Source organism: Amycolatopsis sp. MtRt-6 (assembly GCF_017308975.1).
In the GTDB taxonomy this organism is placed as follows: domain Bacteria; phylum Actinomycetota; class Actinomycetes; order Mycobacteriales; family Pseudonocardiaceae; genus Amycolatopsis.
In genome coordinates this window covers 171,264-183,177 of record NZ_JADWPD010000005.1, presented here as the reverse complement: position 1 = coordinate 183,177, position 11,914 = coordinate 171,264, and the positions used below count along the sequence as shown (strand labels likewise).

The following is an 11,914-nucleotide window of genomic DNA, read 5'->3' as shown; positions in this document are numbered from 1 at the left end:
GGATGGACGTCGTAGTCGGCCGCATCGCGAAGGCGCACGGAATCCGCGGGGAACTCGCGGTGGACGTGCGCACGGACTCGCCGGAAGAGCGGTTCAAGATCGGTGCGGCCGTCACGACGAAGCTGCGTGACGGCAGCAAGAGGGAACTCACCATCGCAGCCGCCCGCGAACACAGCGGGCGGCTGCTGGTGCGTTTCGAGGAGGTCCTCACCCGCGACGTCGCCGAGACGCTGCGGGGTGCGCTGCTGCTGGCCGACACGGCCACGCTGCCGCCGACCGCGGACCCCGACGAGTTCTACGACCACGAGCTGGCCGGCCTGCGGGCCGAGCTGACCGACGGCACGGTCGTCGGGAAGGTCGTCGAGGTCGTCCACTCGCCCGCGGGCGAGCTGCTGGAGCTGGACGTCGACGGCCGTCCGGCGCTCGTGCCGTTCGTCCGCGCGATCGTCCCGACCGTGGACGTCGCCGGTGGCCGCGTCGTGCTCGACCCGCCGGAAGGGCTCCTGGACGCCTGATGCGGATCGACGTCGTCACGATCTTCCCCGAATACCTCGACCCACTGCGTGCCGCGCTGCTGGGCCGGGCGATCGACCGCGGCCTCATCGAGGTCGGCGTGCACGACCTGCGCGACTGGACCCACGACGTGCACCGCGCGGTCGACGACGCCCCGTACGGCGGCGGCCCCGGCATGGTCATGAAGCCGCAGATCTGGGGCCCGGCCCTGGACGACGTCTGCACGTCCGAGACACGGCTCGTCGTGCCGACGCCGGCGGGGAAGCCGTTCACCCAGGAGCTGGCGCACGCCTACGCGGCGGAGCAGCATCTGGTCTTCGCCTGCGGCCGGTACGAGGGCATCGACCAGCGGGTCGTCGACGACGCGGCCCGCCGGATGCCGGTCGACGAGGTGTCGATCGGCGACTACGTGCTGGTCGGCGGCGAGGCGGCGGTGCTGGTCATCGTCGAGGCCGTCGTCCGGCTGCTGCCGGGGGTGCTCGGCAACGCGCGCTCGGCCGCGGAGGACTCGTTCTCCGACGGCCTGCTCGAGGGGCCCAGCTACACGCGGCCGGAGGTGTGGCGCGACCTGGCCGTGCCGGACGTGCTGCGGTCGGGCAATCACGCCCTGATCGACCGCTGGCGGCGTGACCAGGCCCTCGAGCGCACGGCCCGCCGCCGCCCCGATCTCCTGGCGGCGCTGCCGGAAGGTAGTCTCGACAAGCACGATCGCGGGGTCCTGGAGGGCTTGGACCCCGGGCAGGCTTAGGGCCGGTGCATTCGCCGGAACCCCGGTCTGTAATACTTGACAGGTTGGCGTGAGTGGACCTCCTCGTCCACGAGCCCGCCATCAGCCCCCCGGGTCGCCCGCAGCGGCACCGTTGCGCGCCCGGGATCTGTACGCAAGCCATACCGAAGACGAGGACGGACCACCGATGAACACCCTGGACGCGCTGGACAAGCAGTCGCTGCGTTCCGACATCCCGGACTTCCGCCCGGGCGACACGCTCAAGGTGAGTGTCCGCGTCATCGAGGGCAACCGCGAGCGCAACCAGGTCTTCCAGGGCGTGGTCATCCGCCGTCAGGGCGGTGGCATCCGGGAGACCTTCACCGTGCGCAAGGTTTCGTTCGGCGTCGGCGTCGAGCGCACCTTCCCGGTGCACTCGCCGAACCTGGCCGAGATCGAGGTGCACAAGCGCGGCGACGTGCGGCGCGCGAAGCTGTACTACCTCCGCGACCTGCGCGGCAAGAAGGCCAAGATCAAGGAGCGTCGCGAGAACCGCGAGACGGCCTCGGCTAACTGAGTCACCACCCGGTTACCGGTAGCCTGACGACGTGGCCGAACCCGTGTCCCAGAACGCTCCCGAGGATGACCCCGATCGCTCCGAGGAGGACAAGCCCAGGCTGTCCCGCTCCGAGGAGCGCGGGGGATCCCGCCGGCGGCGCGCCAAACCCGCCAAGAAACGGTCGTTCTGGAAGGAACTGCCGATCCTGCTCGTGATCGCCCTGGTGCTCACGATCCTGATCCAGACATTCCTCGCGAAGGTCTTCATGATCCCCTCGGGGTCCATGGAGGCCACCCTGCACGGGTGTCCCGGGTGTACCGGAGACCGGATCCTCGTGGACCGGGTCACCTACGACTTCACCGAGCCCGCCCCGGGTGACGTGATCGTCTTCAAGGGCCCGCAGTCGTGGATCAACAACGAGATCCCGCCGCAGGAGTCGAGCAACATCGTCGTCCGCGGCCTGCGTGGTCTCGGTTCGCTGGTCGGGTTCGCCCCGCCGGACGAGCGCGACTTCGTCAAGCGGGTCATCGCCGTCGGCGGTCAGACCGTCCAGTGCTGCGACCCGCAGGGCCGCGTCATCGTGGACGGCAAGGCGCTCGACGAGCCGTACATCTACTGGGACGACCCGGCCGTCCAGGAGCAGCGGTCCTTCGACCCGGTCAAGGTTCCCGCCGGAATGCTCTGGGTCATGGGCGACAACCGCAACAACTCCGACGACTCGCGCTTCCAGGGCGGCGGCGGCGTCAACGGCGCGGTCCCGGTCGCGGACGTCATCGGCAAGGCGCGGATCATTGTCCTGCCGCCGAGCCGGTGGGGCGGGATCACCGACCACAACCCGCAGGAAGCGGCGCAGCCGGTGGCGCTGGGCGCGCCGGCCTGGCAGAGCGGGCTCCCGCTCGGCGCCGGGATCGCGGCGGCGTGGCCGGCGTTGTTCGTCGGGCGCAAGCTCAAGTCCGGACTGCGCCGGGTGGCCGGGCGGAAACCCTAGCCACCCGACCCTTGCCGGCAGACGGGTGATCCAGCCTTGACACTTCCCGTTCCCCTGACGGCGGCCGAGCCGATCCGGCCACCGCGGGCCGTGGTGCGCGGCGACCTCTTCTGGGGGTTGCAGGGCGCGCTCGACCGCCGTGGCCTCGGCCCGGTCGCCGGTGTGGACGAAGCCGGCGCCGGAGCGTGCGCGGGGCCGCTGGTGGTCGCGGCCTGCGTGCTCAAGCAGGGCGACGCGGCGAAGCTGACCGAGCTCACCGACTCCAAGATGATGACGGCCAAGGCGCGCGACCGGGTCTACGACCTGATCCTCGCCCGGGCCGTCGACTACTCGGTGATCGTCATCCCGACCGAAGAAGTCGACCTCTACGGGATCCGGGTGATGAACCTGGAGGGCATGCGCCGCGCCGCGGCGGCCCTGCGCGTGTCCCCGGGCTACATCCTCACCGACGGGTTCCGCGTCCCCGGCCTGACGGCCCCGAACGCGGCGGTCATCAAGGGCGACCGGTCCGTGGCCTGCATCGCGGCCGCGTCGGTGCTGGCGAAGGTGACGCGGGACCGCATCATGGCGGGCTACCACGAAGACTTCCCGCACTACGGGTTCGACGTGCACAAGGGGTACAGCACGTCCGACCACCTGGCGGCGCTGCGCGAGCACGGCCCCAGCGACGTCCACCGCTGGTCGTACACGAACGTCGCCACGGTGGCCGTCAAGCACGGCCTGCGCCCGGTACGCCCGGTCCTGCTGACGTACGCGGCGCTGGAGAAGGCGATGGAGACGCCCGCCGCGGCCGGGCTGGCCGCGGTCCTCGACGAGGCATTGGAGCCTCAACTCAGCCTGCCGCTGCATGCCCTGGCCGCGGGTGTGGGTCACAATGAACGCTCCGCCGGCGGAGCAGCAGCACGATCCCCAGCACGATCCCGAGGAGGGGCGCGGATTTCATGAGCGCAGAGGATCTCGAGAAGTACGAGACCGAGATGGAGCTCTCGCTGTACCGCGAGTACCGCGACATAGTCGGCCAGTTCTCGTACGTGGTGGAGACCGAGCGGCGGTTCTACCTGGCGAACGCGGTCGACGTCCAGGTCCGCGACGGCGGCGGCGAGGTGTACTTCGAGGTCCGCATGTCCGACGCGTGGGTCTGGGACATGTACCGCCCGGCCCGCTTCGTCAAGCACGTCCGGGTCATCACGTTCAAGGACGTCAACGTGGAGGAACTGGACAAGCCGGACCTCCGCCTCCCCGAGGACGGCCCCTTCTCGGGCTGACGTTCGTCTTCGTCCCGCGCCGGCTCGCCACCTCGGTCGAGCCGGCGCGTTTTGCGTGCCGTCCTGGTAGCACATCCCACCGTCAGTTCGGGCGCTCCGCGGCATTCCGTGGACCGGTTGTCCACATCACCCCCGTTGTCCACAGCTTCGCGATCCGGCTCTGGTGAGCCCCCTCCGCAGGCTGGCATCGTCGAACGCACACGCACCGTGATCGCCGGGACCGCCCCGGTGACGGGCGCGAACCGACGAGGGGGCGAACACGATGACGGGCACCGACGAGCTCGCCAGACACCGCCGGGATCTGGGCGCCTGGGGCGAAGACCTGGCGCTCCGGTACCTGCAGGACCGCGGGCTGGTCCTGCTGGCCCGCAACTGGCGCTGCCGCGAAGGCGAGCTGGACCTCGTCTTCACCGACCGCACCCGCGTCATCGTCTGCGAGGTGAAAACCCGCTCCGGAACCGAATTCGGCCTCCCGGCCGAAACGGTCACCGAGGAGAAGGCGGGCCGGGTCCGCCGTGCTGCCCAACGCTGGCTGCGCGAGTTCCGCATCGGCTGGTGCCCCGTCCGCTACGACGTGGTCACGATCCTCGCGGAGCCGGGCACCCGGCCCCGCCTCCAGCACATCGAGGCGGCGTTCTGATGCCCATCGCCAAAGCCTGGTCGGCCGGCCTCCTCGGCATCAACGGCCGGGTGATCGAGATCGAGGCCGACCTCGGCGGCGGGCTGAGCCGGATCACCATCGTCGGCCTGCCCGACGCCGGGTTGCGCGAGGCGAAGGACCGCGTCCGGTCCGCCGTCCGCAATTCCGGTCAGTCCTGGCCCGACGGCAAGATCACCCTCGGCCTGTCCCCGGCGAACCTGCCCAAGATGGGATCCGCCTTCGACCTGGGCATCGCGGCGGCGGTGCTCGCGGCGTCGGGTGCGGTCCCGGCCACCCGCCTGCTCGGCACCGTGCTGCTGGGCGAGCTCGCCCTGGACGGCCGGATCCGCGCGGTCCGCGGCATCCTGCCCGGCCTGCTGGCGGCCCGGGCGGCGGGCTACGGACGAGCCGTCGTGCCGACGGACTCCCTCGTCGAGGCGGCTCTCGTCGACGGCATCGAAGTCGCGGGCGCACCGCACCTGCGCGACTTCGTGGCCTGGCTGAACCGCGAAGCCGAGCTGGCCCACCCGGAGCCACCCGGCCCGGTGCCACCGCCGGAGGTCCCGGACCTCGCGGACGTCATCGGCCAGCCGGAGGCACGCTGGGCGCTGGAGGTCGCCGCGGCGGGCGGCCACCACCTCCTCCTCACCGGCCCGCCGGGGGTGGGCAAGACGATGCTGGCGAAGCGGCTCCCCGGCCTCCTCCCGCAGCTGACGCCCGAGGAGTCCCTGGAGGTCACCGCGGTGCACTCGGTCGACGGCTCGCTGTCGAAATCCTCACCGCTGGTGACGATTCCGCCGTTCGTGGCCCCGCACTATTCGATCTCCTTACCGGCCCTGATCGGCGGCGGCAGCGGAGCAGCGTCACCGGGCGCGATCAGCCGCGCCCACCGCGGCGTCCTGTTCCTCGACGAGGTGTGCGAGTTCGGCGGGCAGTGCCTCGAGTCGCTCCGGACCGTCCTCGAGGAGGGCGAGGTGCGCATCGCCCGCGTGAAGGGCGCGATCACCTACCCGGCGCGCTTCCAGCTGGTCCTGGCCACCAACCCGTGTGCCTGCGCACCGCCGAAAGACGCCGACTGCGTGTGTTCGCCGAGCGCCCGCCGCCGGTACCTTTCCAAGCTGTCCGGACCGCTGCTGGATCGCGTCGACCTGAGGGTCCGCCTACGGCCGCTGAGCGCGATCAGCGCGCACGACACGGGTCCGGCGGAGCCCTCGGAAGCGGTGCGCCAACGGGTGTTCGCAGCACGCCGGCGAGCTGCCCAACGCTGGAGCGAGCACGGCTGGCTGTCGAACTCCGAGGTCCCCGGCCCCGCCTTGCGACGCGAGTTCGCCCTTCCCGCCGACACAACGGCTCTCCTCGACAGAGCCATGGAGAGAGGAGCCCTGAGCGGCCGCGGAGCCGACCGCTGCCTGCGCATCGCCTGGACATTGGCCGACCTCGACGGCGAGCCCCGCCCCGGAGCAGATCAGGTCGGAGCGGCCCTGGCTTTCCGAGAGCGGGTGGCGGCATGAGCGTCGACGAATCGCGGCAGGCCCGTGCCTACCTGCTGCGCGTGGCGGAACCTCCGGCGGTCGCCCTCGTCGCGTTCGTCGCCGAGCACGGGCCAGTGGCGGCAGCCGCGCGGGTTCGGCGCGGCGATTGCCCACCCGAAGTACGCAAAGTGACCGAGGCACGCCGCGGCTACGACCTCGTCAGCCAGGACTTCACCCGAGCCGCCGCGGCCGGCGCCCGGCTGGTCGTGCCCGAAGACGACGAGTGGCCCGGCTGGCCGCTGCACAGCCTCGACCTCGCCGCCCATCGTGGGGTGGCCGAAGCCGTACAACCTTTGGCCTTGTGGGTGGCCGGTGAGGGTGCGCTGGACACCGCCGCCGATCGGGCCGTGGCCATCGTCGGTGCCCGCGCCGCGACCGCCTACGGCGAACACCACGCCGCCGAGTTCGCGTACGGGCTGGCCGGCCGGGGTGTGCCGATCTTCTCGGGGGCCGCCTACGGCATCGACGGGGCGGCCCACCGAGGCGCACTCGCCGCCGAGGGCGTCACCGTCGCGGTGCTGGGCTGCGCTGTCGACAACGGCTATCCGGCCGGGCACATCAGCATGCTGAACCGGATCGTCCGCTCCGGCGGCGCGGTCGTCAGCGAATACCCGCCCGGCACCCCACCCGCGCGGCACCGCTTCCTCGTCCGCAACCGGCTCATCGCCGCCCTGACCGAAGGCACCTTGGTGGTCGAGGCGGGGCGCCGCAGCGGTGCTCGCAACACCGCCGGCACCGCCGGTGCCTTCGGCAAGGTGGTGATGGCCCTGCCCGGGCCCGTGACGTCGGGGATGTCCGTCGGCTGTCACGAACTGATCCGCGACGCCAAAGCAACGCTGGTCTCGACCGTCGACGAGGTCCTCGAGACCGTCGGCCGTTTCGGGGCCGCCGAGGACACCGCCCCGAGCCGGCCGAAACGGCGTACCGACCGGCTGGGGCCCGAGGCACTGCGTGCCTTCGAGGCACTCGCCGTGCGCGCCGACCGGTCCGACGCCGAGGTCGCGGCCGAATCCGGCCTCCCGCTGCGGCGGGTGCGGGCGTTGCTGCCCGAACTGGAGATCGACGGATTCGCCGTCCGCGGGGACTCCGGCTGGCGACGACGGAAGGAAAGCGCGTGATCACCACGAAATCCGGGCAAAATCGCCGACGGCGTTCGGCCGGTCCGGTAGGGCCGCGTGGCGATCCTTGACCGGAGGCGGTTGTTCGCGCAGCGTGACAGCCATGCCGCCACCACGCTCCGGCCGGGCTCGCCGTCCCGACCTCCGCGCGCTCCGGGCCGCGTTGCCCGAGCCCGTGCGCGCCGTCGTGACCGCCTACGAACGGCACCTCGGGCTCGAACGCGGCCTGTCCGCGCACACCGTCCGGGCGTACGTCGGGGACGCGGTGTCGCTGCTGGGGTTCGTCGTGGACGACGGCAGCGAGGCCGCGGAGCTCGACCTCGCCCGGCTGCGGGCGTGGCTCGCCGCGCAGCAGTCCGGCGGGGCGAGCCGGACGACGCTGGCCAGGCGGGCCGCCTCGGCCCGGACGTTCACCGCCTGGGCGCACCGCACCGGCGTGCTGGCGACGGACCCGGGTGGCCGGCTCGCCGCCCCGAGGGCGCATCGCACCCTGCCCGGGGTGCTGCGTGCCGGGCAGGCGGGGGAGGTCATGCAGGCGTCGGCCGCCGGCGCCGCGCAACGCGATCCCGTCGCCCTGCGTGATCGCGCGATCGTCGAACTGCTGTACGCCACCGGCATCCGTGTGTCCGAGTTGTGCGGGCTGGACGTCGGCGGGGCGGACTTCTCCCGTCGTGTCGTGACGGTGCTGGGGAAGGGCGGCAAGGAACGCGTCGTCCCGTTCGGCGTTCCGGCGGCGGAGGCGCTCGCGGACTGGATCGACGACGGGCGGCCGAAGATCGTCGCCGAAACCGGTGGTGAGAGCGCCGAGCCCGCGCTTTTCCTCGGTGTCCGGGGCAAACGCGTCGACCCGCGCACGGTGCGGCGCGTCGTCCACGACGCCGTCACGGCGGTGCCCGGAGCCCTCGACATGGGGCCCCACGGCCTGCGGCATTCCGCCGCGACGCATCTGCTCGAAGGGGGTGCCGATCTCAGGAGCGTTCAGGAACTGCTTGGTCACGCTACGCTTGCCACGACGCAGCTCTACACTCATGTGACCGTCGACCGGTTGAAAGCGATCCATGACCGAGCGCACCCCAGGGCCTGAGGCGGTCCGGGGAGGCTCGCCGGGGTCGTCACCAGCAGGTCCGGCGGCGCACGCGCATCCGCACGAGCACGGAGACGACACTGAGCCGCATGCCGAGAACGACTGTGCGATGACAGCAGGCCCGCACGTGACCGAAGCCGCCGGAGTGAGCACTCACGGTGAGGCTGCCGCGCCCGCGGAGGCCCGGGCCGGCTACGACGTCGACGCCGGAATCGCGGCTCTGTGGCAGCAGTTCGCCGACAGCCCGGACCAGGCGTCGCGCGATCGGCTCGTGCTCCACTACGCCCCGCTCGTCAAGTACGTCGCCGGCCGGGTCGGCACCGGCCTGCCCACCCACATCGACGTCGGCGACCTCGTGCAGTCGGGCATCTTCGGGCTCGTCGACGCGATCGAGAAGTTCGACCCCGAGCGCGGCCTGCGCTTCGAGACCTACGCGATGCAGCGCATCCGCGGCGCGATCCTCGACGACCTCCGTTCGCAGGACTGGGTCCCGCGCGCGGTCCGCAGCAAGGCGAAGGAGGCGGAGCGCGCGATGGAGCGCCTCGGCGCCCGCCTGCACCGCACCCCGACCGACGCGGAGCTCGCCGCCGAACTCGGCATCGGCCTCGACGACCTGCGCGACTTCTACGGCCAGCTGCAGCTCACCAGCGTCGTCGCGCTGGAGGACCTGGTGGCCGCGGGCAAGGACAGCGGTTCGCTGGTCGACACGCTGCCCGACGACGACGCCGTCGACCCGGTCGCGGTGCTCGTCGACCAGGACAACCGCCGCCAGCTCGCCCAGGCGATCGCGCAGCTGACCGAGCGGGACAAGATCGTGGTCAGCCTCTACTACTTCGAGAGCCTGACCCTCGCCGAGATCGGCAAGGTCCTCGGCGTCACCGAGTCGCGGGTCAGCCAGCTGCACACGCGGGCGGTCATGCGGTTGCGCGCCAAGCTGGTCGAGCAGACCGGCAACTGATCATCCACCACCTCCCCACGGCTTGAGCCGGTATTCGCCCGCCTCGCCGGTCAGGGCGAGGGGATCGACGTACTCCTCGCCCCGCCGGACGCCCCAGTGCAGGCACGCCGCCACCGCGCAGCCGGGATGCCCGGCGAGGACGGTGCCGAGCACCTGGCCCCGGTAGACCTGCTCGCCCACGGCCACCTTCGCCGAGACGGGTTCGTAGGTGGTCCGCAGCCCGCCGTCGTGGTCGACGGAGAGCACGGGCCGCCCACCCACCAGACCGGCGAAGACGACGACGCCCGCATCGGCGGCCAGCACGTCCTGCCCGGGCACGGCGGCCAGGTCGACGCCGCGATGCCCGGGACCGAACGGGGTGTCAGGCGCGTCGAAGTACTTCGTGACCACCGGAACGGGTGACAAAGGCCAGGAGAGCCGCGGATGCCGCACGGCACGGGAGCCGCCCGCGTCAGGTCCGGCCGCAGAGGTGGGCGGCCACGCCGGGGCGATCATGAGCGCGACCGCCCACGGCACGACCGGCCCTCGCACGGCGGCGGGGAGAGCCCGCGGTGCGGCCGACGGGGCAGCGGTGGCTGCGAGCCAACCGGCCGGCGGTCCGGGCATCTCGGATGACCACCGTGCCGGCGTCGCCGCAGATGGAGCGAAGTCCGGGCGTTCGGCTATCGCCGCTACCGGCCACCGGGGCGAGGCTGTTGCGCGCGAGACGAGGTCGGCTGACGCAGGCTTGGCCACCGCCGGCTCTGCGAGCCGCCTGGGTGACGCCGCGGGCGAGCCGAGATCGCCGGATCGCGGCTCGGCTGCTAAGGGCCGCCTGGGCGACGTCGCGGATGAGCCGAGATCGCCTGACCACGGCTCGGCCGCCGTGGGCCGCGCGGGTGATGCCGCTGCGGGCGTGCGCAGGTCACCTCGCCGAGCTTCGGCTCCCGAGCCGACGCGCCAAGCGCCCGCCTCAGGCGGCGGCAGAGCACGTGCCCGAGGCGGTGCGAGACCGCCCGTCCACCGCTCCGGCGCCGCGCGTGGTGGGCTGGATTCGTCCGTCCCGGGCGCATCTGTCCCCAGCCTCGGCGACGTCGACGCCAGCGCCGGCACCTCACCTCGCCAAGCCGCCGCCCCGGGGGCTCGAACACCGGCATCTCCACTCGCGAACCACCCTCCAAGAACCACCATGACCAGGGCAAACGCGCCCAAGAACCACCCCGGCGCCCACCACCGGGAACGCTTGATCGACTCCATGTCTCCAGCGTGCGGTACCCGAGCGCTCCGTGGGCCGCCGAGGCTGAATCTGTGGATAACCGGACCCGATGTGGACAACTTCGCCGTCCGGTGGCCGCCGGTGGGGGAGGGGGTGGTGGCAGGGGGTAGAATCTTCTGCGCAGTCCGTTTCAGCGGGCTGACTTCGCGTGCACGTGCGCGTTCCCCCTTCTGGAAACAGCCGGGGGAGCGCACGGGGTCCGGCGGTCCACGGGGTTTCCTCTACTCCCGGGGTCCGGACACCGGCGCGGGCACCAGGGCGAACGGCCACCCGGCCGCGAGCGACAACCGAGCAGCGCGTCCAGCGGAAGCAAGGCGCGCACTACACAGAAGAGGTGTGATTCCGGCAATGGCCGTCGTCACCATGAAGCAGCTGCTCGACAGCGGCGTGCACTTCGGGCACCAGACCCGCCGGTGGAACCCGAAGATGAAGCGCTACATCTTCACCGAGCGCAACGGCATCTACATCATCGACCTGCAGCAGACGCTGACCTACATCGACCGTGCGTACGAGTTCATCAAGGAGACCGTCGCGCACGGCGGCACCATCATGTTCGTCGGCACCAAGAAGCAGGCTCAGGAAGCCATCGCCAACGAGGCCGCGCGCGTGGGCATGCCCTACGTCAACCAGCGCTGGCTCGGCGGCATGCTGACCAACTTCCAGACCGTGCACAAGCGCCTCCTCCGCCTCAAGGAGCTCGAGGCCCAGGAGCAGACCGGTGGCTTCACCGGCCTCACCAAGCGCGAGATCCTGACGCTGACCCGCGAGAAGGAAAAGCTGGAGAAGACCCTCGGCGGTATCCGCGACATGGCCAAGGTGCCGAGCGCGGTGTGGATCGTCGACACCAAGAAGGAGCACATCGCCGTCGGCGAGGCTCGGAAGCTGAACATCCCGGTCGTCGCGATCCTGGACACCAACTGCGACCCGGACGAGGTCGACTACCCGATCCCGGGCAACGACGACGCCATCCGGTCGGCCGCGCTGCTGACCAAGGTCGTCGCCGAGGCCGCGGCCGCCGGTCTGATGGCGCGCTCCAGCCGCAACGGTGCTTCGGCCGACGCGAAGCCGGAGCCGGGTGTCGCCGCGGACGAGCCGCTGGCCGAGTGGGAGAAGGAGCTGCTCGCCGGCTCCGAGACCGCCGCCGCGGACGCGAACGAGGCCGCTGCCGCGACCGAGGCCGCCGCCGAGCAGGCGACCGCCTCCTCCTGATGCTCCACCGCCCGTGGGGGCGGCCCCCCCGGCCCGCCGCCCCCGCGGCGCACCCCCCCACAGAGCGGCCCAAGACCGGGGTAACAC

General features: G+C 71.9%; 13 protein-coding genes. 12 read left to right on the top strand and 1 reads right to left on the bottom strand.

The window, feature by feature from the left end; translation table 11 throughout:
* Nucleotides 1–2: 2 nt before the first annotated feature.
* The 11 genes from rimM (at nucleotide 3) to I4Q55_RS11480 (ending at nucleotide 9,363) form a co-directional block, all read left to right on the top strand.
* A complete protein-coding gene (rimM, locus tag I4Q55_RS11530) occupies nucleotides 3–515 on the top strand; it encodes a ribosome maturation factor RimM (RefSeq protein WP_206786925.1) in 513 nt (170 codons plus the stop codon).
* Nucleotides 515–1,261: a tRNA (guanosine(37)-N1)-methyltransferase TrmD gene (gene trmD / locus I4Q55_RS11525; RefSeq protein ID WP_206786923.1), complete on the top strand. Its 747-nt coding sequence runs from the start codon at nucleotides 515–517 to the stop codon at nucleotides 1,259–1,261. Before rimM ends, trmD begins: the two co-directional genes overlap by 1 nt.
* A 166-nt stretch (nucleotides 1,262–1,427) precedes the next feature.
* A complete protein-coding gene (gene rplS / locus I4Q55_RS11520; protein WP_091306793.1) occupies nucleotides 1,428–1,796 on the top strand; it encodes a 50S ribosomal protein L19 in 369 nt (122 codons plus the stop codon).
* Between the two features lie 31 nt (nucleotides 1,797–1,827).
* A complete protein-coding gene (gene lepB, locus I4Q55_RS11515; RefSeq protein ID WP_206786913.1) occupies nucleotides 1,828–2,766 on the top strand; it encodes a signal peptidase I in 939 nt (312 codons plus the stop codon).
* A gap of 90 nt (nucleotides 2,767–2,856) precedes the next feature.
* Complete coding sequence (locus I4Q55_RS11510; protein WP_206787431.1) at nucleotides 2,857–3,711, top strand: ribonuclease HII; 855 nt, start codon at nucleotides 2,857–2,859, stop codon at nucleotides 3,709–3,711.
* Entirely contained in the window at nucleotides 3,708–4,031 is a 324-nt protein-coding gene (locus tag I4Q55_RS11505; protein WP_003096226.1) for a DUF2469 domain-containing protein, read from the top strand. Before I4Q55_RS11510 ends, I4Q55_RS11505 begins: the two co-directional genes overlap by 4 nt.
* A gap of 262 nt (nucleotides 4,032–4,293) precedes the next feature.
* Complete coding sequence (locus I4Q55_RS11500; RefSeq protein ID WP_206786903.1) at nucleotides 4,294–4,671, top strand: YraN family protein; 378 nt, start codon at nucleotides 4,294–4,296, stop codon at nucleotides 4,669–4,671.
* On the top strand, nucleotides 4,671–6,182 hold the full coding sequence (locus tag I4Q55_RS11495; protein WP_206786901.1) for a YifB family Mg chelatase-like AAA ATPase: 1,512 nt from the start codon (nucleotides 4,671–4,673) through the stop codon (nucleotides 6,180–6,182). Before I4Q55_RS11500 ends, I4Q55_RS11495 begins: the two co-directional genes overlap by 1 nt.
* Nucleotides 6,179–7,321, top strand: a complete 1,143-nt coding sequence (dprA, locus tag I4Q55_RS11490; RefSeq protein ID WP_206786892.1) for a DNA-processing protein DprA — start codon at nucleotides 6,179–6,181, stop codon at nucleotides 7,319–7,321. Before I4Q55_RS11495 ends, dprA begins: the two co-directional genes overlap by 4 nt.
* Nucleotides 7,322–7,424: 103 nt before the next feature.
* The gene (locus tag I4Q55_RS11485; protein WP_206786883.1) at nucleotides 7,425–8,405 is read left to right on the top strand and encodes a tyrosine recombinase XerC; all 981 of its coding nucleotides are present in this window, start codon (nucleotides 7,425–7,427) and stop codon (nucleotides 8,403–8,405) included.
* A gap of 109 nt (nucleotides 8,406–8,514) precedes the next feature.
* Complete coding sequence (locus I4Q55_RS11480; protein ID WP_206786881.1) at nucleotides 8,515–9,363, top strand: FliA/WhiG family RNA polymerase sigma factor; 849 nt, start codon at nucleotides 8,515–8,517, stop codon at nucleotides 9,361–9,363.
* Here the strand turns inward: I4Q55_RS11480 and I4Q55_RS11475 are convergent, their stop codons facing one another.
* Complete coding sequence (locus tag I4Q55_RS11475) at nucleotides 9,364–9,858, bottom strand: M23 family metallopeptidase (protein WP_242545807.1); 495 nt, start codon at nucleotides 9,856–9,858, stop codon at nucleotides 9,364–9,366. It abuts the gene before it with no gap.
* Nucleotides 9,859–10,966: 1,108 nt separating this feature from the next.
* Here I4Q55_RS11475 and rpsB point away from each other — a divergent pair.
* Nucleotides 10,967–11,827, top strand: a complete 861-nt coding sequence (gene rpsB, locus I4Q55_RS11470; protein WP_206786880.1) for a 30S ribosomal protein S2 — start codon at nucleotides 10,967–10,969, stop codon at nucleotides 11,825–11,827.
* Nucleotides 11,828–11,914 lie beyond the last annotated feature (87 nt).